Consider the following 24,862-nt stretch of genomic DNA (forward strand, 5'->3'; position numbering starts at 1 on the left):
ATTGCTCCGTATTAAATCGTCTTCTTTAAGCCATCATAGGACACTTGAATATTATAAGGTTTAAATATTTCAACTAATTCATCATGCATGAAGCCACTACTATGGGAGTGATGAGATGTGATAAGTTGAGTATTGGAATCAAAAATACCTTCTTCTAACATGCGTTTTTGAGCTGCAATAACAGTTTCAATACTCATGTGATTATTGGTTTTATCATTTTGTTTATAGCCGTAAGTACACTCGAAAATTGCCATATCAATTTTTTTACCGCTATTTTTCAACCATTGCCAAGTTAGCTCAGGAAAATAACCTGAATCATGTCCGTGGAGTAAGGTTTTACCATCTTTCTCGATTAAATAAATAAAACAAAATTCCCATTTAGCATGATTAGCCAACAATGCAGTAACGGTATAACCAGCTGATGTCACAACAGTTTGAAATGGAACCACTAAATTAAATACAAAACGCTCAGGACTATATCCAGGTAAAACATTTAAGCAACCATTTATTGCAATATCATTGCCATAAATATACAGCGGATGGTCGATATTAAATCCATAGTCCACCATACGACTAAATAGATCGCCAACATTAAAATGGTCAGGGTGAGTATGAGTAAACAATAAGTCCTTTATTTTAGTAACGTCAATGTTTTCTCTCATTACTTGATAGCTATATTCAGGGGCAAAATCAATTTGCATAATATCATCAATAAGAATCGAACTTCGAGTTCTTATATTTTTACCTTTTTGTTGGCGAGATTTTTCACAAATTTCACATTTACAAAAAGGATTTGGGATACCTTCAGAGGCGGCAGTACCCAAAAACTGTAGTTTCACATTGTTCTCCTATCTATAATTAGATTGTTTTTATGCTAGTTTTAGCATTATGTTAGCAAAAATTGGAACGTTTCAATTTTATTTTAATGTCATAATAACCACAACAAAAATGGTATTTTTTTTTGTTAATTCGTGAGCAGGATCAAAGTTTCTATAAAATAGGTTATTGTTTTAATATTAAATAATTATCGACGATATTGTTTATCGCCGATAATAAAAGAGTTTAGATGTTGGAGGGTAATTTTAGTTAGCCTCTTTCCATAGAATTAGATCCTGTTCGTCGAGTTCTGACGCATCAAATCCGACTGTAGGGGGTAATTCTTCACGGTCAAAGGCTAAATCGCCACCATTGATATCAATATCACCTTTCTTAATCCCTTTAAAATCGTAAAGATTGGTATCGCATAAATGAGAAAGAGTAATATTTTGTGTAGCGCGAAACATGGTTTCGATACGACCAGGAAATTTTTTATCCCAATCATTTAGCATTTCTTTGATTACTTGCCGTTGCAAATTAGGTTGTGAGCCACAAAGATTACATGGAATGATAGGAAATTGTTTTATTTCAGCATATTTTGCAATGTCTTTTTCTTTACAATATGCAAGAGGTCGAATAATAATGTGCTCACCTGAATCATTCATCAATTTAGGTGGCATGGCTTTAAGTTTGCCTCCATAAAACATGTTTAAAAATAGTGTTTCTAAAATGTCATCTCGGTGATGTCCTAGTGCTATTTTTGTTGCACCAAGTTCAGTTGCAGTACGATATAAAATACCACGTCGAAGTCTAGAACAGAGAGAACAGGTTGTTTTACCTTCTGGAATTTTTTCTTTGACAATTCCATAAGTATTTTCTTGGACAATTTTATATTCAATACCTAATGACTCAAGATATTCAGGTAAGACATGTTCAGGAAAACCAGGTTGTTTCTGGTCTAAATTAACTGCGACTAATTCAAATTGTACTGGTGCGCTAATTTTTAAATTAATAAGAATATCCAGCAATGTATAGCTGTCTTTACCGCCTGATAAGCAGACCATTATACGATCGCCTTCCTCGATCATATTAAAGTCAGCGATAGCTTCACCTGTAAGACGTCGCAATCGTTTATGTAATTTATTTTGGTTATATGTATTCATCACGATTTAATAGATTATTCCGCTCGACTCATATATCGGCGTTCTGCGATATGAATTTTAACTCTTTCGTGGTTATCAATATATTCTGGTACTTGAATGACAAGACCGGTTGATAGTGTTGCAGGTTTTGTTCGTGCACTTGCTGAAGCACCTTTGATACTTGGTGAAGTTTCAATAATTTCTAGTTCAACTGTTTGTGGCAGTTCTAAAGCAACAACTTCACTTTCAGCCATTAACACCTGAATACCATCCATTCCACCATCTGGAATAAATAGCAGTTCTTCTTCAATTTGATCTTTCTTAAAAATAAATGGCGTATAGTCTTCATTATCCATAAATACATATTCGTCACCATCAATATAAGAAAAGCTTACCGGACGTCGAAATAGTTCGATAGTATCTAAAATATCATCCCCTTTAAAACGTTCCTCAACTTTGCCACCAGATTTCACATCGGTAAAACGCATTTTATAAAGGGTGCTTGCTCCACGCGCACTAGGACTTTGAACGTCAATCTCTTTCACTAATAATAGTTTGCCATTGTAGGTGACTGCATCACCACGTTTTATTTCATTTGCTTTAGCCATAATACTTTCTTCATGTTTAATAGAGTTAAAAATTTAGCTCGCTATTTTACCCTTAACTTGCTATTGTCACCAATAAATTTTATAAAACAACGACAAATTCCTCTAAACTAATGACTGATTCATTCAAATGCCGTAAAAACTGTGGTGCATGTTGTATTGCGCCATCAATTTCATCTGCTATACCTAGTATGCCGAATGGAAAACCAGCCGGAATTGCCTGTTTTCATTTAGACGAGAATTTTCAGTGTAAATTATTTGGTAATACTAATAGACCTCTAGTTTGCGGTCGTTTAAAACCTTGTTTTGAAATGTGTGGAACAAATCGTGATCAAGCGATGGATTATTTAACTCAATTAGAACAGTTAACTAGCAGCTAAGTATTGCTAATATTTAACATATCAGACGGATTATTAGAATTATTTATCTCGCATATAATTTTTTTTGATACACTTCACCACAATTTATCAGCTAATGATAAATATCGTAATAAATTATTTTAAATCAGTTACTAACCTAGATATTAATCATAAGGTAGTAACTAAATATATTTAGAATCTGTTTAACAAGAAGAAAATTAATATGAATAATAAATTAAAGCGTGATTTAAAAGCCCGTCATTTAGCGATGATAGCCATTGGTGGCTCCATCGGAACTGGGTTATTTGTCGCTTCAGGCGCTACTGTTGCACAAGCAGGCCCTGGTGGTGCACTGCTTTCTTATGCCATTATCGGCATAATGGTTTACTTTTTAATGACTAGCTTGGGGGAGCTTGCTGCTTATCTTCCGGTTTCTGGCACTTTTGCGACTTATGGGGCACGCTATGTAGATGAAGCTTTTGGTTTCGCTATTGGTTGGAACTACTGGTATAACTGGGCAATAACGGTTGCTGTTGACCTAGTCGCTGCACAATTGGTGATATCCTATTGGTTTGATGCCGGTGCTTATAGTTGGTTGTGGAGTCTGTTATTCCTAACTATTATTTTTTGCTTAAACTATATTTCTGTAAAAGGTTTTGGTGAAGCAGAATTTTGGTTTTCATTAATTAAAGTTGTCACGGTGATTTTATTTATTGTAGTTGGTTTATTAATGATTATTGGCATTTTAAAAGGTGCTGAAAATGCTGGTTGGCAAAACTGGGAAATAGGTGATGCACCATTTGTTGGTGGATTTTCATCAATGATCGGTGTTGCGATGGTTGTAGGCTTCTCATTCCAGGGTACCGAACTGATTGGAATTGCTGCGGGCGAATCAAAAGATCCAGAAAAAAATATTCCCAAAGCCATGAAACAAGTCTTTTGGCGTATACTGTTATTCTATATCTTTGCGATTTTAGTGATTAGTTTAATTATTCCCTACACTGATCCTAATTTACTGCGTAATGACGAAACGGATATTAGTGTTAGCCCATTTACTTTAGTGTTCCAACATGCAGGGTTATTATCAGCAGCTGCTATCATGAATGCAGTAATTTTAACCTCAGTCCTTTCCGCGGGTAACTCTGGTTTATATGCTTCAACACGTATGCTATATGCCTTAGCAAAAGAGGGAAAGGCCCCTAAAATCTTCAGTCGATTATCTTCATCAGGTGTACCGGATATGGCACTATTTGCGACAACATTAGTGGCTATGCTATGCTTTTTAACTTCACTATACAAAGACCAACAAGTTTATTTATGGCTACTTAATATGTCTGGTATGACTGGGTTTATTGCATGGCTTGGTATAGCTATTAGCCACTATCGTTTTAGAAAAGGTTATGTGTCACAAGGGCGGGATCTGAATAAATTACCGTATCGCTCTAGTTGTTTCCCATTTGGCCCTATTTTTGCCTTTATACTTTGTTTGACGATAACATTAGGGCAAAATTACGAGGCATTTTTACAAGAAACTATTGATTGGAACGGTGTCATTGCCACTTACATCGGTATTCCATTGTTTCTTGCAATTTACTTTGGTTATAAGATTGTCAAAAAGACAAAATGGATAAAATACGATCAGATGGATTTTTCTCAAATGGATTAATTAGGAAGTAACCTAAATTATAACTTGTACATCCGTCGACTTTAGTCGACGGAATTGTATTAAAAAAGAGAAAATAACTAATCAATTCATTAGTTAATAATGTAAAACAATAAGTGTGATAACGATATTAACGACTACGGAATATGATACGTGCTTTTGAAAGATCGTAAGGTGTCATTTCTACCGTTACTTTATCGCCAGTTAGAATTCGAATATAGTTCTTTCTCATCTTTCCAGAAATATGTGCAGTAACAACATGACCATTTTCAAGTTCAACACGAAACATCGTGTTTGGAAGAGTATCAAGAATAGTACCTTGCATTTCAATGTTATCTTCTTTTGCCATTGGGGCCTCTTAATATTAAATACAAATTAAATATACTCAAATCAATTAATATTACTTCGATTTTCTTTATGCTTAAATTAGAAAAGCGAATTTATCAACTTAATCACCAATTTTTGGCGTGTGTAAATTCATTGATTTGAGTATAAACACAGAACAGCTATAATTATAATATCTAAATATAGCGGCGAAATAATGCCGAAAAAACTCTCAGATGTAAAGTCATTTCTAACATTTCTTTGAATTATAAAGTCTATGCTCATGAATATACTGCCAGACTTTGGGCGGTAATAACTTTTTACAGCTTTGTGGGTCATCAATATTTTGCCGGATTTCTGTCGCAGAAATCGCTTCAAGTGGTGTATTAGCAAAGTAAATATAGCCATTAGGACATTGATGTAATGTTTGACTATTTTGGATTTGGTGTTGATAAATCCATTGTTGCAGCTTGCTATCACAGGATGTTTGAGCATAACCAGGTCGTTTACATATTAGCAAATGACAATAATTGAGTAATTTTTGCCACTCTTTCCATGTTGGTAAACTAAGCAAAGAATCTTGTCCCATTATAAAAGCTAAACTTTGCTGAGTACCATTTTGTTGACGCCATAATTTGAGAGTATCAATGGTAAAAGAAGGCTGATTAGTTAGCTTTGGTTCTAATTCTCGAGTATCAACTGAAAATAGAGAATAGTCCGCTATGGCCAACTGTAACATAGCTAAACGTTGCTCTGTATTGGCCTCTGGTTGTGGTTTGTGAGGCGGAATACGGTTTGGTAATAAATTAATTTTAGTTAATCCTACCTCTTTGGCTAAGGCTAAAGCTGGGCGTAAGTGCCCATAATGGATTGGATCAAAGGTTCCACCAAATAACGCTGTTAACACTTGTTTAGTCCCATAAACTGCATAGTTAAACTCAACAGTGCATCCCATATAGGTAAATCATTATTGTGTTTTAGGCTAATTTCAATATCGGTTAACGTCGCCAGTAGAGCAAATAACGCTTTAATATCAAAGCGATTCAAATAAGAATTATACATACTTCTTCTATTTTGCCAGACTCTGTATTCATCAAAAACTTGACGAGGTGATTTCTCGTTTAAAGCTAATTTTAAATTGATCAACAAAATCAATTCACGTTGAATAATCCGCATCAATATTAACGGCTCAAAATCATTCATTTTAAGCTGTTGTAAAACATGTGTTGCACGTTTTGCTTTATTGGAAAGCATTCCATCAATCCAATGAAAAGGCGTAAATATCGCTGAATCATTAATATTCAACTCAACTTGTTCATAAGAAATAGTTTGATTTGGATAAAGTAAATTTAATTGCTCAATAATTTGCGTTAATGCCAACAAATTACCTTCATAGTAATAACTAAGTAGTTCGATCGCTGGAGATTCAATAGCTATTTGCATTTGTTGTAAATAGCTTTTTATCCATTGTGGTAATTGTGTTGCTTCGGGTGTAGAACAATTCACTACCACTAACTTGTCAGATAACGCTTTGTACCATAATGCATTTTCTTGGGTTTTAGTGATCTTCACTAGACTAATTATCAAGCCAATCTCAGGGGTCAACATTTCACATAATGTGTTTAACTTTGCTGCCACTGAAACATTTAACACACCTTCACCAATATCTATACAAAGTAAAGTTCTGCTTGAAAATAGATTCATTGCTTGGCAACTATCATACATTGCCGACCAGTCTGTTTGGCTATTGATTGTGAAAGAAAGTTGTTCGTCATATTGAGCTTGTTTAAAAGCATTACGTAATTCAGTTTGTGCATAATGTTGCAGATAAGGATCGCTACCTAAAATCAAATAATAAGGCGATCCTAATTGCTGGGTTATTTTTTCAGCACTAATTTTAATCATAACTAGTCGTTAGTTTACTGAATCAACGGATTTCAATTTACGAATGATCTCTTTAGCTGCTTGCTTATACATTTCATCCTCAATCAAATTTTGTTCTACAGTCTTAGCTAATGCAGCTGCTGGATTATCAAAGAAGGTACGGAATATACGAACGTTAATTGGATGAATTTGTTCACCTTCAATAACTACTTGCGCTTGAACTGTCAATACTAATTGATACTCTGCTGCTTTACCATCTTGATAGATTGATATAGTGCTTTTATCCAATGAATCACTGACTATGCGTAATGATGGATATTTAGCTTTATTATTGGCATCAGCTAATGTAACTTCATTATCGCGTAGCAACTCTTTCACATCCCTTGACAATCGACCGTATGGATCACCACTTTCATAAGACAGTGTCTTAAAGCGAGTAGGAACCTCAGGTTCATATTGCAAATGAAAACCGCATCCAGACAACGATATTGTCAATAACATCAAAGCCAAATATTTTTTCATTGGTATCATCACCTATATCTTAGTTATCCAACATTACTAACTTACAACCAAATTCAATAATTTGCCTGGCACATAAATAACCTTACGAATTGTCGTATCAGTTAAATATTTTTGAATGTTTGGTTCTTGTTTAGCTTGTTCTACTACAAAATCTTGTTCGGCATCTGCAGGGACAGTAAATTTACCACGCACTTTACCATTGATTTGTACAACAATTAATTTTTCATCTTCAACCATTGCCGATTCATCAGAAGTCGGCCAAGATGCATTATCAATGGTTTCACTATGACCTAATGCCTGCCACATAACGAAACAAGCGTGAGGCATCATAGGATAAAGTAACCTGACAACTGCATTTAATGATTCATCCATTAATGCACGGTCTTGATTTGTTTCTTGTGGCGCTTTTTGTAAGCGGTTCATAAATTCCATTACTGCTGCAATTGCCGTATTGAAAGTTTGACGGCGACCAATATCATCACTGACCTTAGCAATCGTTTTATGTAGTTCTCGACGTAAAGTTTTTTGATTGGCTGTCAATTTAGATAGATCAAGAGTTGTTGTTTTACCTAGTTGAGCATGTTCATATACTAAACGCCATACACGTTTAATAAAACGATTTGCACCTTCCACACCAGATTCTTGCCATTCAAGCGTCATATCAGCTGGAGAGGCAAACATCATAAATAATCTAACGGTATCTGCACCATATTTTTCAACCATCTCTTGTGGATCGATACCATTATTTTTTGATTTAGACATCTTTGTCATACCAGCATGAACAAGTTCATTACCTTTACTATCTGTGGCTTTAGCAATACGACCTTTGTCATCACGTTCAATAGTGACTTCAGTTGGTGAAACCCAAATACGTTCGTTGGTAGGGCTTGTATAATAAAACGCATCAGCTAAAACCATACCTTGGCACAACAAGCGTTTGGCTGGTTCGTCCGATTTTACTAAACCAAAATCACGCATTAATTTATGGAAGAATCTAAAATAAAGTAAATGCATGATTGCATGTTCAATACCACCGACATATTGATCAACAGGCAACCAATAATTTGCTGCATTTTCATCTAACATACCTTTGTCATAATGAGGGCAGGTATAGCGTGCATAGTACCAAGACGACTCCATAAACGTATCAAAAGTATCCGTTTCACGTAGTGCAGGTTGACCATTAACTGTAGTTTTTGCCCAATTCGGATCTGCTTTAATTGGACTAGTAATACCATTCATTTCAACATTTTCTGGTAAAATGACTGGCAGTTGATCTTCTGGTGTTGGGATTGTTGTGCCATCTTCAAGTGTCACCATAGGAATAGGCGCACCCCAATAACGTTGACGAGAGACTCCCCAATCACGTAAACGATAATTTACTTTACGATTACCAATACCTAATGCGATAAGTTTTTCTGCGATGGCATTAAAGGCTTGTTCAAAATTCAGACCGTCAAACTCTCCAGAATTAAATAATTTACCATGTTCAGTATAAGCTTGCTGTGATAGATCAGGTGCTTGATCATCTTGTGTTAAAATAACAGGTTTGATTGGTAGATTATATTTTGATGCAAACTCATAATCACGTTCATCATGACCAGGCACCGCCATCACCGCCCCTGTGCCGTATTCAATTAATACAAAGTTAGCAATCCAAACTGGAACTTTTGCGCCAGTTAATGGATGGATAGCAAAAAATCCTGTTGCCATACCTTTTTTTTCCATTGTTGCCATGTCGGCTTCAGCGGTTTTAGTCGTTTTGCATTCAGCAATAAAGTCAGCAATTTTTGGATTATTTTGTGCAGCTAATTGAGCAAGTGGATGTTCCGCAGCTATCGAAACGAAACTTACCCCCATTAAAGTATCAGGGCGAGTAGTATAAACACGTAACTTATCGCTATAGTTTTCAACGGCGAAATCAAACTCCACCCCTTCAGAACGACCAATCCAGTTTCGTTGCATTGTTTTGACTTGTTCTGGCCAGCTTTCAAGAGTATCTAAATCATTCAATAACTCATCTGCATATTCAGTGATTTTGATAAACCATTGTGGAATTTCTTTACGCTCAACAGGTGTATTACAGCGCCAACAACAACCTTCAACCACTTGTTCATTAGCCAATACAGTTTGGTCGTTTGGACACCAGTTAACAGCTGAAGTTTTTTTATAAACTAAACCTTTTTCAAATAGTTTGGTAAAGAACCATTGTTCCCATTTGTAATACTCAGGGCGGCAAGTTGTTACTTCACGATCCCAATCATAACCAAAACCAAGTAGCTGTAATTGCTTCTTCATGTAAGCAATATTTTCATAAGTCCATTTGGCTGGCGCTGTATTATTTTTAACTGCTGCGCCTTCGGCGGGTAAACCAAATGCATCCCAACCGATTGGTTGTAATACATTTTTACCATTCAAACGTTGATAGCGTGAAATAGTGTCACCGATAGTGTAATTTCGGACATGACCAAGATGCAAACGACCTGAAGGATATGGAAGCATCGATAGACAGTAATACTTCTCTTTAGATTGATCTTCAGTAACGTGGAATGTTTTGTCTTCTTGCCAATGTTTTTGTACTTTGGCTTCAACTTCATCTGGGCGATATTGTTCTTGCATGACGAATTAATGTCCTATCTATTATTGCTAATAAAAATAATTTGCTAATTGTATTGGTTATTGAGATGTTTTACAAACGTTATGTGAATTGTAGGATTGATTTATTAGGAATTAAAAGAGGTAATTTAGATATAACGCATTAGTAAAAATGCACAAAAAGCGGGCTATGCCCGCTTAGTCAATAATTAACCACCATTAAATACACTAGTAAACTTGGAGAAAAATGATTTTTGTTCTTCTTTTGGTATATTTTCCAAATTGGCCTGAATAAGTTGATCAACTTTTGTACTTTCATCAACTAAACCTAATTCATTGTAAGCATTACGCATTAATAATAGTGCGCTTTTAGTTGAATCAGTATCAGGGAATAATGCTAGCATTTGGGTAACCCGATTAATCACCGCAACATAGGCTTCACGTTTAGTGTAATATTGCGATACTTTTAATTCATGACGTGCAATACGGTTTTTCAAAAATATTAAACGCTTTTGGGCATCAGCTGCATAACTACTATTTGGAAAACTAGATACCAAATAAGTAAAATCTTTAAATGCCGCCATGGCAAATTCAGGATCACGATCAGAGCGATCGACATTAAACCATCCCTGAATAGTGTTGTCATTTTGCGCCATATTAGAGATTCCGCGCATATAAATTACCCAATCAATATTAGGATGAGTCGGGTTTAATTTTAAAAAGCGATCAATTGATGCAATGGCCAAAGGGTAATCTGCTGTTTTATAATATGCGTAAATCAAATCGAGTTGAACTTGCTGTGAATAAGGTCCAAATGGATAATTTTTATCGATAGCCTCTAAAACAGTAATACTGGATTTTAGATTTCCACTCTCAAGCTCTGCTTTGGCTTTATTGTGGAGTTCAATCTCTGGCACATTTTCAACATCAGGCTTTGTAGTTGTACAGCCAATTAGCATACTACTTAAGGCAATAGCTAAGATAGTGTGTAAGCGCAATTTCATTCAGTTTTCAATCCAAAATATAATTAAACATTAAAGGCGATGATTAGTATATAATACTCTAAAACATCTCAGCTTAAAATAGATAAATTAAACATGCATAAGTTAAAACTTTCATCTGAAATCGAACAAACCCAGCTTGGAATGCGTTTGGATCAGGCTTTGTCCGAGCTTTTTCCTGATTACTCAAGGTCAAGAATTAAAGAATGGATCGTAAATAATAAAGTATTAGTAAACAATAATATTGTAAATAAACCCAAAGATAAAGTACTCGGTGGTGAAAAAATATCCATCGAAGTTGAAATTGAAGAAGAAACCTATCACCAACCAGAAGATATAAATCTTAATGTCGTTTATGAAGATGATCATATTTTGGTTATTAATAAACCAAGAGATTTAGTTGTTCATCCTGGTGCAGGAAATCCAAATGGTACTGTATTAAATGCATTACTTTATCACTATCCAGACATTTCACGGGTACCAAGAGCAGGTATTGTTCACCGCCTAGATAAAGATACTACAGGTTTAATGGTTGTTGCTAAAACCATTGAAGCACAAACTCATTTAGTTGAATCATTACAACTTCGTGAGATAACTCGTGAGTATGAAGCGGTTGCTATGGGAATCATCACTGCTGGTGGAACCGTAGATCAACCAATTACTCGCCATCCAACTAAACGGACCCATATGGCGGTTTTTCCAACTGGAAAACCAGCAGTAACACATTATCGAGTAATGGAAAAATATCGTCTACATACTCGATTACGTTTAAGACTTGAAACGGGTCGTACCCATCAAATTCGTGTACATATGGCACATATTGCGCATCCTTTAGTCGGTGATCCTCTTTATGGTGGCCGACCAAGACCACCGAAAGGTGCTAGCGAATCATTTATCCAAACTTTGCGTGATTTTGATCGTCAAGCCTTACATGCCATTATGTTACGTTTATATCATCCAATTACTGGCGAGCTAATGGAATGGCATGCACCAATACCTGATGATATGCAAAAATTAATACAAGAGTTACAATTAGATACAGAACTTCATAAAGATGAACTTGATTGGTAATTGTTATGATTAAATCAATTTATCCCTATTGGCCAGCACCGACAAATATTCGTGCTTTTACTACAACTCGCATAGGTGGTGTAAGTTCTACACCTTTTGACAGTCTAAATTTAGGTAGCCGTACTGGTGATGATTTGAATAATATTGTCGAAAATCGTCGTCATATAATTAGTGCTGAAAATATTCCTAGCGAACCTTATTGGTTAAATCAAACCCATAGCACAAACGTACTTGATATTTCAGAAATTCAATTACAACCGGCAACTGGATTGATTGATAATAGTGAGCGATTTGAAGCTGATGGATCATATACTCGGCAAGCCAATCAAGTTAGTGTCGTCTTAACGGCTGATTGTATGCCTGTACTATTTTGTTCAATTAAAGGCAATCAGGTCGCTGCCGCTCATGCCGGTTGGCGTGGGCTTTGTCATGGTATTTTAGAAGAAACGGCAAAGAAATTTTATTGTAAGGCTAGTGATATCATAGTTTGGCTTGGTCCAGCAATTGGCGCTACAAAATTTGAAGTAGGAGGCGAAGTGAAAAAGCAGTTTGAAGCTTACGATGCAAATGCGCGTCAAGCATTTAAACTAATAGATGCCAAAAAACAAAAATATTTAGCAAATCTTTATATGATTGCCAAACAGCGATTAAACTCAATCGGAATTAAGCAAATTTATGGTGGTAACTATTGTACCTATACTGAGCGAGATCTGTTTTATTCATATCGTCGAGAAAATAATACCGGAAGAATGGCAACAATGATTTGGTTTGAATAAAACTACTAGACAAAGCATGAATATCCTACTAACTATGGTGAATAAACAAATCTAGCTGATTTGTTTTTATCATTTCTGTCAAATCGATAACAAGGTGAAAATCTTTAAACTACTAATAATGGATCATTACAACTAAGAGTACTTTTTTACATAGAATAACAGTCTATTTTATTTAGATGACCAAAAACGGAAGTTTGCAAATTAATTATCAGAAGCGCAACATAAGGTAGTAATATATTCTGTTGTAAGAAAAAATTGCTTTTTAATCTATAGGCGTTCTTAATATTTTTAACACTCTCTTATCTGAAAAATAAATTGATTACAACGAAGTTAATTGTTTTATATTGTTAGCCAAGAGTAATTAATAATAACTATTCAATATTTGCAAACTTATGTGTTTGTAGACTTAGCATCCATTTATTATCAATACGATTATGATTAATCTTACCTAACAACTCAATGGTATCAAACATATTCATTTCACCATTTGTTTCGCAGGGGGATAAATAGTAACGTTTAGCTTGGATCTGTTGTTCAATATAGAAACAAAAATCTATAAAACCAATATGCTTTTCAGCGACAATTCTTACTTCACTGGCTGTTGATTGCAAAATTTTTTGATAACGATGGTGATAACAAAATTTAGGACTCAGTGCAATATAATCAATCAGCGGATCGACTTTACCTAGTCCATTACTCTCAATTGCAATATAGTAACCAGCTTGTTTTAAATGAGTTAATAATAAAGATAACTCTTTTACCATTGTGGGCTCACCACCGGTAATAATAATATTGCTACTTTTATATTGTTTAACTTTTGTCAGTATTTGCTCTAACGTAAAACGTTGAAATTTGCGGAAATTAGTATCACACCAACTACAGTTTAAATTACAACCGGCAAAACGAATAAAAATAGCTGGCATACCAGTGTTATAACCTTCGCCTTGTAAAGATTCGAAGATTTCAACAATACGATATTCGATCATTTTTCGCTCCGATGATACTCACAATAAGAAGTAGGGGTTTCCCAAAGCTTAATCATCGACACAGGTAGAAATTGTGATAAGTGGTCAAAAATAAATTTACTCATTCCTTCTGCAGTAGTGCGACAAGGAAAAGCAAAAATTTTACGTTGCATTTGCTGTAAAAGCTCTGCTATTTGGCTTTCATTAGCATTATTTTGATTATAAAGATAAGCATGATCGAGTTGGTCGATAATTTGCTGTTTTACAACTGATTTTATGTCAGCATAATCCATTACCATATCAGCACTTGAACCGCTGGTAATAAGTTCATTGCTGATCTCGACTAACAAACGGTAGGTATGACCATGTAGGTTATGACATTTTCCATTGTGCCCATCTAACATATGACAAGCATCAAACTGGAACTCTTTAGCAATTTTAAACATATTTCTTTCCTAGTTTTTTTTCGTGGGATGGATTACGAACCACGGTTAGCTAACCTAACAAAATAAAGCGGCTAATATAAAGGATAAAAGTTTGAGTGTCATCCAAATTTACTAAACATTTTTGCTTAAGTGCTGGTTTTTCAAACTACTTTATCTTTTATAAAGACGCGAGTAAAATATAAACGATTTTATTGCAAAAATTCGTCAAAAATATTGTTAATCAGCTCTTGAAATTTATTCTTCCACACTCATTTAGTGATTATGCAAATGGATTGAATGTGTTTCACATTTAAACCAAATTTATTGCTTAGGAGATAAATAATATGAGGTTAGATAAACTCACTAACAAATTTCAACAAGCTTTAGCTGATGCGCAATCAATCGCATTAGGTAAAGACAATCAATATATAGAGCCCATCCATGTATTATCTGCCATGCTTAATCAAGAAGGCAGTGGGATTAATCCATTACTGGTGGCGTCAGGCGCAAATATTGCGACATTACAACAAGAATTAAATCAAGCAATCGAACGTTTACCCCAAGTTCAAGGCATTGGTGGTGAAGTTATTCCATCACAAGAATTAGTAAGAATTTTGAATCTATGTGACAAATTAGCGCAAAAAAATGGCGATAGCTATATTTCATCTGAACTATTCATACTGGCTGCGTTAGATGAAAAAGGTAATTTAACTGATATTTTAAAAAGAGCAGGTGTCAGCAAAGACAAATTTAGCCAAGCAGTTAACCAAGTAAGAGGGAGTGATAACGTGAACGATCCTAATGCTGAAGATCAACGTGGTGCATTGAAAAAATATACCATTGATTTAACAGAAAGAGCCGAACAAGGCAAGCTTGACCCAGTCATTGGTCGTGATGAAGAGATTCGTCGTACAATACAAGTATTACAACGTCGAACCAAAAACAACCCCGTGCTTATTGGTGAACCAGGCGTAGGTAAAACAGCTATCGTTGAAGGATTAGCACAACGTATTGTTAATCGTGAAGTGCCAGAGGGTTTACGTAACAAACGAGTTTTATCCTTAGATATGGGGGCATTAATTGCCGGTGCTAAATATCGTGGTGAATTTGAAGAACGCTTAAAAGCGGTACTTAAAGATATCGCGAAAGCCGAAGGTAGTATTATTCTCTTTATTGATGAAATACATACTATGGTCGGTGCAGGTAAAAGTGATGGTGCAATGGATGCTGGTAATATGTTAAAACCAGCATTAGCTCGAGGTGAGTTACACTGTGTTGGTGCCACCACGCTTGATGAATATCGTCAATATATCGAAAAAGATCCGGCATTAGAACGTCGTTTCCAAAAAGTTTATGTGGCAGAACCGTCAGTTGAAGATACCATCGCAATATTGCGCGGTTTAAAAGAACGTTATGAACTGCATCATCATGTGCAAATTACCGATCCAGCAATTGTTGCAGCAGCAACTTTGTCGCATCGTTATATCTCTGATCGTATGTTACCAGATAAAGCGATCGACTTAATTGATGAAGCAGCATCAAGTATCCGTATGCAAATGGACTCAAAACCAGAGTCATTGGATCGCCTTGAACGACGTATTATTCAACTCAAACTTGAACAACAAGCGCTCAAGAAAGAGTCTGATGATGCAAGTAAAAAACGACTTGAGATGTTAAATGATGAACTTGCTGAAAAAGAAAAGGCTTATGCATCACTTGAAGAAGAGTGGAAATCAGAGAAGGCTGCGCTTTCGGGTACTCAAAATATCAAGGCCGAGTTGGAAAAAGCACGTACTGAAATAGAACAGGCTCGCCGAATGGGTGACTTAAACAAGATGTCCGAACTACAGTATGGCAAAATTCCAGAATTAGAGAAGAAACTAGCTACAGCCACACAGCTAGAAGGTAAAACCATGAAGTTATTGCGTAACAAAGTCACCGATAATGAAATTGCTGAAGTTTTATCCAAAGCAACTGGTATTCCTGTATCGAGAATGCTAGAGAGTGAAAAAGAAAAGCTGTTACATATGGAAGACGCCCTACATAAACGTGTTATTGGTCAAAATGAAGCGGTGGTTGCTGTGGCCAATGCTATTCGCCGTAGTCGAGCAGGGCTTTCTGATCCAAATAAACCGATTGGTTCCTTCTTATTTTTAGGACCAACAGGTGTGGGTAAAACAGAACTTTGCAAAGCATTGGCTAACTTTATGTTTGACAGTGAAGATGCTATGGTTCGTATCGACATGTCTGAGTTTATGGAAAAACATTCTGTGGCTCGATTAATCGGTGCACCTCCTGGTTATGTTGGTTATGAAGAAGGTGGCTATTTAACTGAAGCTGTGAGACGACGACCATACTCTGTCATCTTACTCGATGAAGTCGAAAAAGCTCATCCAGATGTCTTTAACATCTTATTACAAGTATTGGATGATGGACGATTAACTGATGGACAAGGTCGAACTGTCGATTTTCGCAATACAGTAATCATCATGACATCTAACTTAGGTTCTGATCTGATTCAAGGTCAAGTCGAACTAAGTTACGATGAGATGAAAGCGTTAGTCATGACTGTGGTAACTAAACACTTTAGACCGGAGTTTATCAATCGTATTGATGAAACTGTGGTATTCCATCCATTAGGACAAGAAAACATCAAAGCAATTGCGAAAATTCAATTAGCTCATGTTGAAAAACGTCTTGATGAGCGTGGATATGAAATGGATATCTCTGATGCCGCACTGGAACAATTAGCTAAAGTTGGTTTTGACCCAATTTATGGTGCAAGACCATTAAAACGTGCAATACAACAAGAGATTGAAAATCCATTAGCACAACAGATTCTATCTGGCAAATTAGTTCCGGGTAAAACGATTCATCTAGATTTGGATGATGGTAATATTGTTGCCAAACAGTAAAGCTACTTATTGATTGGTTGTCGAAATTACAACAATATTAATAAAGCCAAAAAGCCTGAAAATTAATTTTCAGGCTTTTTTATTGTTTTTTTACTATTAAGCAAAGTAGCTATAAATTAAGATTTTAAAGATTTATATTTTTAAACCAAAAAATATATTTAGTTTCAATTTACTTATTATATAAACATAATTGCTCCAAACCACACTCTAAAAATTCAAATAATTTTAAATGAATATATTAAATATAATTCAATTGCCTACTTACAAACAACTAGGATAAAATTTACATTAATCAATTAGTTCACATTAAGGAAATATAAAAATGATTAAATTAATTATCACTGATTTAGATGGAACATTTTTAAATAATCAAGGCGATTATGATCGGGATTTGTTCAGGCAAGTTAATGATCTTATGGCAAAACAAAATATCCAATTTGTTGCTTGCACAGGTAAACAGTGTGAACGAGTTGAAGAACTATTTGGTTCTTATAGTGATAAAATTTGGATCGTCGGTGATAGCGCAACAGCTATTAAACATAATGGTGAATTTGTTTATCGATCTTTTATTCAAAACCAGATTGGTCAACGTATTATTGCTACGCTTGAACAAGCCAGTAAAGAGCATGTTATTATCGCTTGTACCCGCAATGGCGCTGTAATTAAATCTAATCTACCTGCTCATTTAAAGCAAAAAGTACGAGGCTCTTATACGACTATTATTGAAGTTGATGATTTAACAACAATCACAGACGATTTTATAAAAATTACTGTTTATGATGAAAATGGCCAATGTCCACAAACACGCACCCATTTAACGCCTTATGAAAATGATGTTTATATTGTAGTGTCCGAAGCCGCTTGGATAGATATCACTGAGTATAATGTACACAAAGGTAACACCATAAAAAAATTACAACAAATGTTAAATGTTACTTACCACGAAACAATGGCATTTGGTGATGGTTACAACGACATCGAACTACTTGAACAAGCGAACTATAGTTTTGCTATGCGAAACGCGTTTGATGATACCAAAGCAGTAGCTAAATTTATTACTGGATCAAACAACGAAAGTGCTGTGATGAAAACTATCCAATTGATGTTAGCACTACAAACAAAATAAAAATTGAGGAAAGGAGTTTTTAGTTTATCAAAACTAAATTATGTAATCGTTGTGATTAAATATAAAATTGAAAATAACTTAATTTAACAAAGAAGTCCTAGACTTTAGGTGGACTTCTTATTTTTCTATAATTTAATATCAAAGATCGTACTTAGTCGTATATATAACCAGGTATTAATTTACCTTTGTACCATACTTTATCATTATAAAGAATATTATCTTCACCTATTACACTAGGATTTTCAGTATAAATATTATTACGATTAAGTAAACAATTATTATATTCTAAATCAGTGCATTGACGATTTTGCTTACTATCGAAATTATAATAATGGCAGCTATTGCTTTTATTAACATATCGATAATTATGATAATCGTAAATCGCAGTTATTTTGGTTAAGACTCTGTGATTTTGATCATCAAAATCATAACAGTCTTTACTGCCTTCAGCCGATCTATCTTTTGGATTAAAGATTATATGACTCCCCCAAAGATGAGTTGCGATAAATTTATTATGATGGTTGATATAATAATCATAATTGGAACCTCGTCTAGCATTAAATTTGTAACGTTCAATTGCTAAATCTGCAACGCCATCAAAATTAATATCTTGTAGATGAATGCTATAAATTGAATTGTAGCTATAATTCAAATTTTCGATTTTTTGTAATAATTTATTAGATGTTTGCTCATAAATATTGATTCCATATAACTTAATCTTTTCATTTTTTTGCTTTCGTAATACAGCGGTAAAGTAAATATTTTCTAAACTATCATGTTGTAATAATTCAATATTATTAAATTCGCTGCTAATATCTTCTTCATTGATGAAAAAATCTCTTTGCAATTTGATTGGCTTTAAGCGTTGTTGATATTCATCAAACCAAACTCCAGTTAATTCGTAATTTAAAATTCTGTATTCAGAGCCATATTCATCAGTTTTATCAAATTTAATATTATCTAATTTAATATAGGAGTGCTTATTATTTGAAGAATTCTTATTGTAAAAAACGACACTTTTGTTATCTGCATCAAATGAACTTTCATCTAGTACCAAAGGTTGCCAAAGTTGGTGAGGATTACGCTTATCAATTAAGAAATGTAACGAAGTAATGCTACTATTGAAATATAAAGTAATATCTTTATTAGAACTATTGTCAGTAAATGCATAAATTGCACATCTACCTGAGAACGAAAGACAAAGACAAATAAGAAATAGAATAATTTTCATATAAATATCCACAATGATTGTCTATTTATAATATAGCAAAAGTTTTAAGCAAGTGTCTTTTAACTTCTAGAGTTTTTAATTTTCGCAAATATTATAATCAGTAGTTATTTTATATCCATATAACATATTACAGTTATTAAATAAATAGACATTATATTAATTAAAATATTATAAATAAGATTGTCTATAAAAAAAACGAGGAACTGAGTTTTTTAATAGGACGCCCCTCTTAGCGTTATTTATAATCCATCCATTAAAATTGTTTTAACCTAAATTTACATCATTGAATAGTAATTAATAAAGTGATGAATGGATTAAATCATTATCATATAGACTTGATTGTTTAAAAAATTTTTAGGATCAAACTGTTGTTTAATTGCACGCATTAATTGGCGATTTGCTTCAGGAACTGCAGCATTGTAATAACTTACTTTCGCCGTTCCGATGCCATGTTCTGCTGAAGGCAATCCTCCTAATTCAAGACATTTTTGATAAAGCGCTTGGTGAACATTTTGCAGATCAGATTGCCATTGTTTATCATCACGATTATCACGCAAAATGCATAGATGAATGTTACCATCACCAGCATGACCAAAGGCTAACATACGCATTTGAGTTTGTGCTTCTAGCTGTTTGGTGAAATTGATAAAATCGCTAATGCGATTTATTGGTACCACTATATCGATCGGATCTTGTTCGGTGATTGCTTCAACTGCACGTACTAACGAACCTCGAATCGTCCAGATTTGATTAGTTTGATTATTATCTTCGGCAACAAAATAGTCACAATCGCCTAAATTAGTTAATAGCAGTTTGCGTTGTTGTTCAATGGTTTGTAGATCGGAACCATCAAGCATAATAATCAGATAAGCTTGGTTATTTGGTAGCGGGAATTTAAAACCAGAGTACTGTTCGCCCCATTGTGCGACTTTCCGTTCAACAAATTCCAATGCAGTAGGCGTAAGGGTATGTAACACGGTAGTAATACTATTAATAGCTTGTTCAATAGTGTTAAAACCAACAATAAAGGTTTGTGATACTTTTGGTTTGGCTATCAGTTTTAAAGTACATTGTGTGATGATACCTAAGGTACCTTCACTGCCAATAAAGAGGTGTTTTAAGGCTAGTCCAGTGTTGTCTTTAACATTTTTACTGCCAATATTTAACACACTACCATCAGCCATTACAACTTCAATAGCTTGCACATAATCTCGAGTCACACCATATTTTACCGCCCGCATACCACCAGCATTTGTACTAATATTTCCGCCAACGGTGGCATTTTTAGCGCCTGGATCTGGCGGGTAAAAAAGGTCATGTTGTTCAACAAACTGTTGCAGGTCTTGCAGCAAAATACCCGATTGCACAGTGACGGTGAAGGTTTGCTTGTCCAGTTCAACAATATGATTCATTAAGGATAAATCAAGAATAATACCGCCATTAGGAATAGTCGAGCCGACTAAGTTAGTACCAGCACCACGAGTAGTAATATTAAGATTGTTGGTATTAGCGTATTTAACAATGTTAGCCACTTCTGCTGTAGTTTTGGGATAGACTAATATGTCGGCATAGCCATATTTTAATTTTAAACCATCAGTTAAATGCGATTGTGGAATCGCATTTTTTGCAATGATACGTTTAGGATCTGTAATAATGTCTGTGAGTTTGTTCATGCTGAATTACCAACTATTTATAACTTTTATCGAAGTGGTTAGCTAACTTGTCACCAAGATATTGAATCACCATCACAATAAAAATAAGAATAATAATACATAAAATGAGGATTTCGGTTACATAGCGTTGATAACCATAACGAATGGCTAAGTCACCAATACCACCACCGCCAACAACCCCCGCCATTGAGCTAAAACTAATAAGTGAAATGGTGGTAACCGTTGCGTGTCGAATCAATTGTGCCATTGCTTCTGGAAATAAAATACCAAATATAATGCGGATATGCGATGCACCACTTGCTACTGCTGCTTCTATCACCCCTTTATCTATTTGACTAAATGCATTTTCAGCTAACCTAGCATAAAATGCGATAGCTGCAAGTGAAAGAGGGAAAATTACCGCTTTGGGGCCTACAGTCGTGCCGACGAGTAACGCTCCCAAAGGTAGTACGGTAACCATTAAAATCAAAAAAGGAATTGAACGAGTGGCATTGATGATAAAATTAGCGATACTATTGATAATTCTATTTTTGAAAAAGAATTGATTTGACATTAAAAACAGCAATAAACCTATGAGTGTACCGAATATTAGACCAGCTAATAATGACCAACTTACCATGATAAATGTTTCGTAAGCTGCTTGCCATAACATTTGCGCCATTTCGGCAATGGTGAGCTTTATCATTAATTTATTTCCTCAATAATAACTTCTTGCTGTGCTAACTTTGTTATCAGTTTTTGAATATTATCTGGTTCCCCAATAATTTCGATCACCAAATTACCTAACGCTTGGTTATCAAAATACTCTATAAAACCATGCAAAATATTGAATGCCACTTGAGTTTCAATTGCTGATTGATATAGTATTGGTTGGGTAGTGTTTTCGTTAATATAACGCAAACGTACTAATTTACCTTTGGCATTTTGTTTGATGATATCAGGTAAATGAGTGTTTTCATCAATATTGAGAAATTCTTGCGTGAAGGGCTGTTTAGGACAGGCAAACAGATTAAAAGTAGTATTCATTTCCACTATTTCGCCTTGTGACATTACTGCAACTCGATGACAGATCTTTTTAACCACATCGATTTCATGAGTAATAAGTACTATGGTCAATGCAAATTTTTTATTAAGCTCTTTTAATAAATCAAGTATTGCGCTAGTGGTAGTTGGATCTAATGCACTTGTCGCTTCGTCACACAATAGAATTTTTGCATCATTGGCAAGCGCTCTAGCAATGCCAACTCGTTGCTTTTGCCCACCACTGAGTTCGGCAGGGTAGGCATTAGCTTTATCACTTAACCCAACTAAAGCAAGTAATTCGTTGACTCTATTTTTTACAGTATCGCCTTTTTTTCCTGCTGCTTTGAGCACAAAAGCAATATTTTCATAGACGGTTTTCGATGTCGCCAAATTAAAGTTTTGAAAAATCATCCCAACTTGAAAACGAAATGCTTGCAGTTGACGACCGTGCAAGGTTTTTATGTCAACGCCATTGATAATGATTTGTCCGGAAGAGGGATCAGCAAGTCGATTAAGGGTTCTTACTAATGTACTTTTACCTGCACCGCTCGAGCCGATAATACCGAAGATCTCACCTTGATTAACATCAAATGAGACCTTTTTTACGGCTTCAATCACTTGCTGGTTTGCTTCGAATCTTACCGAAACATCTTTTACCTGAATTAATGGGTTAGTTTGCATAATTAAAATAACTGATAATCTGGTTTTTGGAAGGTATAGAAAATACCATTTTTATTATTAATCACTTGAGCAAATTCTGGTGATTTAAGTACTTCGATAATGTCTTTGCCTAATTTATCTTTAGATTCATTGCGAATCGCAATAACATTTTTAAGATCTTTATCTAAAACTTCTTGATAAAGCGCTTTTGAAAGATCTAACCCTGCACCAATCGCATAATTGCCATTAACTACTGATAATACAGCGCTATCTAAAGAACGTGGTGTTTGTGGTGCTTCAATTGGTACAATATTTAATCCATAACGATTTTCGATTACGTTGTTAGGGGTGAGATTATTTTTATCCACATTAGGATCGAGCTTAATTAATCCAGCGGCTTCTAAAATGCGTAATGCTCGAGCTTCATTAGTTACATCGTTAGCTATCGTGACTTGATCACCCTGTTTTAACTGTGAAAAATCAGTAATTTTATTTGAATAAATTCCAGCGCCAGCAGTTGGTACAAAGCCAACAGCAGTGATATCTAAATTGCGTGCTTGTTTAAAGTTATTAAGATAAGTTAAATGTTGAAACAAATTAACATCAATTTCTTTATTAGCTAGTGCTAAGTTTGGTTGAACATAATCGCTAAATTCACGAATTTCTACTTGATAACCTTTCTTTTCAAGACCTGGTGCAATAGCTTGTTTAAACATATCACCATATGGCCCAGCGGCAACACCTACCGTAATTTGATTTTCTTTTTTAGCATTGTCACAACCAGTTAAGACAATTAAAGACGATAAAATAGCTAAACTAGCCACAATTAGTTTTTTAAACATGATAATTTTTCCTTGAGTTTGGATAATCTTTCTAAAGCTGCAATTAGCGTTGGTTCTTGTTTTGCGAAATGGAAGCGAATATAGCGATATTCAGGGTGCTTAAAAAAGGCGGAGCCTGGTACGGTAGCTACACCCACTTCTCTGATTAACCATTCACAAAATTCAAAATCAGTATTAAAAGGATTAATCTCTGAAATATCAACTAAAACATAATAAGCACCTTGAGGTTCATAATAAGTAAGTCCTATGTCATCTAATCCCTTTAAAAATAAACGCCGTTTATTAGTATAGGTTTGGGTTAACTGTTGGTAATAATCTTCACCTAAGGCTAATCCAGCACATGCAGCTTTTTGTAATGGTGCTGCAGCACCAACGGTAAGAAAATCATGAATCATCTTACAACCATCAATAATTTTCTTATCAGCAATAATATATCCAAGTCGCCAACCAGTTATCGAATATGTTTTTGATAGTGAGCTACAGCAAATTGTTCGCTCTTTCATATTAGGAAAACTGGCCAAATAGAGATGTTGATGTGGTGCGTAAACCATATGCTCATAAACTTCATCGGTAATAATGTAAGCATCAAATTCGATAGCTAGTTGGCTAATATAGTCAAGTTCTGCTTTGGTAAATACCTTGCCACAAGGATTGCTAGGATTACATAAAACTAAAGCTTTAGCTCCTTGTTCAAAAGCTTGTCGTAGTTGTTGCTTATCAAATTCGAATGTTGGTGGAATTAGCGGTACATAAATTGGGGTAGCATCGGATAGAATCGCGTCTGCCCCGTAATTTTCATAAAAAGGAGAAAAGATAATCACTTTATCTTTCGGATTACAGACCGTCATCACTGCGCACATCATTGCTTCGGTACTACCACATGTTACCAGCACATTTTCATCTGGATTGATATCAATATTCATCAATTTTTGTTGTTTTTTAGCTAACAAATGTCGAAATTCGGCTGAACCCCATGTGATTTCATATTGATGAGGACCATCATCTGCAGCTTGTTTTAACGCATCAATTAAAGGCTTAGGTGGTTCAAAATCAGGAAACCCTTGTGATAAATTGATTGCTTGATATTGATTAGCGATCCGAGTCATCCGACGGATAACAGAATCAGAAAAGTGATCGAGTCGATTGGCTAATTTATGCATTGTTTTTTATTTATTAAAATTATGAAGCAAATGATTATAATATAAAAACTTAATTTAGCTGTTAAATAATATATTTATATATAG

22 protein-coding genes, 1 pseudogene and 1 riboswitch are annotated in these 24,862 nt (G+C 34.8%); of the genes and pseudogenes, 6 read left to right on the plus strand and 17 right to left on the minus strand.

Going from position 1 to position 24,862, the window contains the following annotated elements; all coding sequences use genetic code 11:
* Positions 1-11: 11 nt before the first annotated feature.
* From B6C99_RS10415 to yeiP, 3 genes are all read right to left on the minus strand, one after another.
* Positions 12-839, minus strand: coding sequence for an MBL fold metallo-hydrolase (locus tag B6C99_RS10415; protein WP_086359764.1), 828 nt, complete (start codon positions 837-839; stop codon positions 12-14).
* Positions 840-1,082: 243 nt separating this feature from the next.
* Complete coding sequence (ttcA, locus tag B6C99_RS10420; RefSeq protein ID WP_086359765.1) at positions 1,083-1,979, minus strand: tRNA 2-thiocytidine(32) synthetase TtcA; 897 nt, start codon at positions 1,977-1,979, stop codon at positions 1,083-1,085.
* 14 nt (positions 1,980-1,993) lie between these two features.
* The gene (gene yeiP, locus B6C99_RS10425; RefSeq protein ID WP_086359766.1) at positions 1,994-2,566 is read right to left on the minus strand and encodes an elongation factor P-like protein YeiP; all 573 of its coding nucleotides are present in this window, start codon (positions 2,564-2,566) and stop codon (positions 1,994-1,996) included.
* A 110-nt stretch (positions 2,567-2,676) separates the two neighbouring features.
* Between yeiP and B6C99_RS10430 the strand changes: the two genes are divergently transcribed.
* Together B6C99_RS10430 and B6C99_RS10435 are read left to right on the plus strand one after the other, a co-directional pair.
* Complete coding sequence (locus tag B6C99_RS10430) at positions 2,677-2,943, plus strand: YkgJ family cysteine cluster protein (protein WP_086359767.1); 267 nt, start codon at positions 2,677-2,679, stop codon at positions 2,941-2,943.
* 178 nt (positions 2,944-3,121) lie between these two features.
* On the plus strand, positions 3,122-4,588 hold the full coding sequence (locus tag B6C99_RS10435; protein WP_256363510.1) for an amino acid permease: 1,467 nt from the start codon (positions 3,122-3,124) through the stop codon (positions 4,586-4,588).
* Positions 4,589-4,715: 127 nt separating this feature from the next.
* Here B6C99_RS10435 and infA read toward each other — a convergent pair whose 3' ends face one another.
* The 6 genes and pseudogenes from infA to bamD form a co-directional block, all read right to left on the minus strand.
* Positions 4,716-4,934, minus strand: coding sequence for a translation initiation factor IF-1 (gene infA, locus B6C99_RS10440; protein ID WP_025315083.1), 219 nt, complete (start codon positions 4,932-4,934; stop codon positions 4,716-4,718).
* 225 nt (positions 4,935-5,159) lie between these two features.
* Entirely contained in the window at positions 5,160-5,864 is a 705-nt protein-coding gene (gene nadD, locus B6C99_RS10445; protein ID WP_086359769.1) for a nicotinate-nucleotide adenylyltransferase, read from the minus strand.
* On the minus strand, positions 5,810-6,814 hold the full coding sequence (holA, locus tag B6C99_RS10450; protein WP_086359770.1) for a DNA polymerase III subunit delta: 1,005 nt from the start codon (positions 6,812-6,814) through the stop codon (positions 5,810-5,812). Before holA ends, nadD begins: the two co-directional genes overlap by 55 nt.
* 9 nt (positions 6,815-6,823) lie before the next feature.
* A complete protein-coding gene (gene lptE / locus B6C99_RS10455; protein ID WP_158092470.1) occupies positions 6,824-7,315 on the minus strand; it encodes an LPS assembly lipoprotein LptE in 492 nt (163 codons plus the stop codon).
* A 36-nt stretch (positions 7,316-7,351) separates the two neighbouring features.
* On the minus strand, positions 7,352-9,934 hold the full coding sequence (gene leuS / locus B6C99_RS10460; RefSeq protein WP_086359772.1) for a leucine--tRNA ligase: 2,583 nt from the start codon (positions 9,932-9,934) through the stop codon (positions 7,352-7,354).
* Positions 9,935-10,191: 257 nt separating this feature from the next.
* Positions 10,192-10,914, minus strand: a pseudogene (gene bamD / locus B6C99_RS10465) (outer membrane protein assembly factor BamD); the annotation flags it as partial.
* A 93-nt stretch (positions 10,915-11,007) separates the two neighbouring features.
* On the opposite strand from bamD, the gene rluD reads away from it, so the two are divergent.
* Together rluD and pgeF are read left to right on the plus strand one after the other, a co-directional pair.
* Positions 11,008-11,982, plus strand: coding sequence for a 23S rRNA pseudouridine(1911/1915/1917) synthase RluD (rluD, locus tag B6C99_RS10470; protein ID WP_086359774.1), 975 nt, complete (start codon positions 11,008-11,010; stop codon positions 11,980-11,982).
* An 8-nt stretch (positions 11,983-11,990) separates the two neighbouring features.
* Positions 11,991-12,758: a peptidoglycan editing factor PgeF gene (pgeF, locus tag B6C99_RS10475; RefSeq protein ID WP_173795341.1), complete on the plus strand. Its 768-nt coding sequence runs from the start codon at positions 11,991-11,993 to the stop codon at positions 12,756-12,758.
* 371 nt (positions 12,759-13,129) lie between these two features.
* Here pgeF and B6C99_RS10480 read toward each other — a convergent pair whose 3' ends face one another.
* Positions 13,130-13,744, minus strand: a complete 615-nt coding sequence (locus B6C99_RS10480; RefSeq protein WP_086359776.1) for a 7-carboxy-7-deazaguanine synthase QueE — start codon at positions 13,742-13,744, stop codon at positions 13,130-13,132.
* On the minus strand, positions 13,741-14,169 hold the full coding sequence (queD, locus tag B6C99_RS10485; RefSeq protein ID WP_086359777.1) for a 6-carboxytetrahydropterin synthase QueD: 429 nt from the start codon (positions 14,167-14,169) through the stop codon (positions 13,741-13,743). The genes B6C99_RS10480 and queD overlap by 4 nt, the downstream gene beginning before the upstream one ends.
* Positions 14,170-14,172: 3 nt before the next feature.
* Positions 14,173-14,218: riboswitch (PreQ1 riboswitch) on the minus strand.
* Positions 14,219-14,492: 274 nt separating this feature from the next.
* On the opposite strand from queD, the gene clpB reads away from it, so the two are divergent.
* Positions 14,493-17,063: an ATP-dependent chaperone ClpB gene (gene clpB, locus B6C99_RS10490; protein WP_086359778.1), complete on the plus strand. Its 2,571-nt coding sequence runs from the start codon at positions 14,493-14,495 to the stop codon at positions 17,061-17,063.
* A 322-nt stretch (positions 17,064-17,385) separates the two neighbouring features.
* Positions 17,386-18,189: a Cof-type HAD-IIB family hydrolase gene (locus tag B6C99_RS10495; RefSeq protein WP_086359779.1), complete on the plus strand. Its 804-nt coding sequence runs from the start codon at positions 17,386-17,388 to the stop codon at positions 18,187-18,189.
* A 151-nt stretch (positions 18,190-18,340) separates the two neighbouring features.
* Here the strand turns inward: B6C99_RS10495 and B6C99_RS10500 are convergent, their stop codons facing one another.
* From B6C99_RS10500 to B6C99_RS10525, 6 genes are all read right to left on the minus strand, one after another.
* Positions 18,341-19,420 carry a hypothetical protein gene (locus B6C99_RS10500; RefSeq protein ID WP_086359780.1) on the minus strand — a complete coding sequence of 360 codons (1,080 nt, stop codon included), beginning with the start codon at positions 19,418-19,420 and terminating at the stop codon, positions 18,341-18,343.
* A gap of 314 nt (positions 19,421-19,734) precedes the next feature.
* Positions 19,735-21,093 carry an FAD-binding oxidoreductase gene (locus B6C99_RS10505; RefSeq protein ID WP_086359781.1) on the minus strand — a complete coding sequence of 453 codons (1,359 nt, stop codon included), beginning with the start codon at positions 21,091-21,093 and terminating at the stop codon, positions 19,735-19,737.
* 13 nt (positions 21,094-21,106) lie between these two features.
* Positions 21,107-21,778: a methionine ABC transporter permease gene (locus tag B6C99_RS10510; RefSeq protein ID WP_366939966.1), complete on the minus strand. Its 672-nt coding sequence runs from the start codon at positions 21,776-21,778 to the stop codon at positions 21,107-21,109.
* Positions 21,778-22,797 (minus strand): methionine ABC transporter ATP-binding protein, encoded by a 1,020-nt coding sequence (locus B6C99_RS10515; protein ID WP_086359782.1) that lies wholly within the window; start codon positions 22,795-22,797, stop codon positions 21,778-21,780. The genes B6C99_RS10510 and B6C99_RS10515 overlap by 1 nt, the downstream gene beginning before the upstream one ends.
* A 2-nt stretch (positions 22,798-22,799) precedes the next feature.
* Positions 22,800-23,618 (minus strand): MetQ/NlpA family ABC transporter substrate-binding protein, encoded by an 819-nt coding sequence (locus tag B6C99_RS10520; RefSeq protein ID WP_086359783.1) that lies wholly within the window; start codon positions 23,616-23,618, stop codon positions 22,800-22,802.
* Positions 23,603-24,778 (minus strand): pyridoxal phosphate-dependent aminotransferase, encoded by a 1,176-nt coding sequence (locus B6C99_RS10525; RefSeq protein WP_086359784.1) that lies wholly within the window; start codon positions 24,776-24,778, stop codon positions 23,603-23,605. Before B6C99_RS10525 ends, B6C99_RS10520 begins: the two co-directional genes overlap by 16 nt.
* Between the last annotated feature and the right edge of the window lie 84 nt (positions 24,779-24,862).

Source organism: Gilliamella sp. N-G2 (assembly GCF_002142215.1).
Lineage (GTDB): Bacteria > Pseudomonadota > Gammaproteobacteria > Enterobacterales > Orbaceae > Gilliamella.

What these genes read in the sequence shown, in the direction of transcription:
- infA (WP_025315083.1), bottom strand. Translation starts at nt 4,934, where the DNA reads ATGGCAAAAGAAGATAACATTGAAATGCAAGGTACTATTCTTGATACT.
- clpB (WP_086359778.1), top strand. Translation starts at nt 14,493, where the DNA reads ATGAGGTTAGATAAACTCACTAACAAATTTCAACAAGCTTTAGCTGAT.
- B6C99_RS10520 (WP_086359783.1), bottom strand. Translation starts at nt 23,618, where the DNA reads ATGTTTAAAAAACTAATTGTGGCTAGTTTAGCTATTTTATCGTCTTTA.
- B6C99_RS10525 (WP_086359784.1), bottom strand. Translation starts at nt 24,778, where the DNA reads ATGCATAAATTAGCCAATCGACTCGATCACTTTTCTGATTCTGTTATC.
- ttcA (WP_086359765.1), bottom strand. Translation starts at nt 1,979, where the DNA reads ATGAATACATATAACCAAAATAAATTACATAAACGATTGCGACGTCTT.
- B6C99_RS10495 (WP_086359779.1), top strand. Translation starts at nt 17,386, where the DNA reads ATGATTAAATTAATTATCACTGATTTAGATGGAACATTTTTAAATAAT.
- B6C99_RS10480 (WP_086359776.1), bottom strand. Translation starts at nt 13,744, where the DNA reads ATGATCGAATATCGTATTGTTGAAATCTTCGAATCTTTACAAGGCGAA.
- yeiP (WP_086359766.1), bottom strand. Translation starts at nt 2,566, where the DNA reads ATGGCTAAAGCAAATGAAATAAAACGTGGTGATGCAGTCACCTACAAT.
- nadD (WP_086359769.1), bottom strand. Translation starts at nt 5,864, where the DNA reads ATGGGATGCACTGTTGAGTTTAACTATGCAGTTTATGGGACTAAACAA.
- queD (WP_086359777.1), bottom strand. Translation starts at nt 14,169, where the DNA reads ATGTTTAAAATTGCTAAAGAGTTCCAGTTTGATGCTTGTCATATGTTA.
- holA (WP_086359770.1), bottom strand. Translation starts at nt 6,814, where the DNA reads ATGATTAAAATTAGTGCTGAAAAAATAACCCAGCAATTAGGATCGCCT.
- B6C99_RS10505 (WP_086359781.1), bottom strand. Translation starts at nt 21,093, where the DNA reads ATGAACAAACTCACAGACATTATTACAGATCCTAAACGTATCATTGCA.
- B6C99_RS10510 (WP_366939966.1), bottom strand. Translation starts at nt 21,778, where the DNA reads ATGATAAAGCTCACCATTGCCGAAATGGCGCAAATGTTATGGCAAGCA.
- leuS (WP_086359772.1), bottom strand. Translation starts at nt 9,934, where the DNA reads ATGCAAGAACAATATCGCCCAGATGAAGTTGAAGCCAAAGTACAAAAA.
- B6C99_RS10500 (WP_086359780.1), bottom strand. Translation starts at nt 19,420, where the DNA reads ATGAAAATTATTCTATTTCTTATTTGTCTTTGTCTTTCGTTCTCAGGT.
- B6C99_RS10515 (WP_086359782.1), bottom strand. Translation starts at nt 22,797, where the DNA reads ATGCAAACTAACCCATTAATTCAGGTAAAAGATGTTTCGGTAAGATTC.
- lptE (WP_158092470.1), bottom strand. Translation starts at nt 7,315, where the DNA reads ATGAAAAAATATTTGGCTTTGATGTTATTGACAATATCGTTGTCTGGA.
- rluD (WP_086359774.1), top strand. Translation starts at nt 11,008, where the DNA reads ATGCATAAGTTAAAACTTTCATCTGAAATCGAACAAACCCAGCTTGGA.
- B6C99_RS10430 (WP_086359767.1), top strand. Translation starts at nt 2,677, where the DNA reads ATGACTGATTCATTCAAATGCCGTAAAAACTGTGGTGCATGTTGTATT.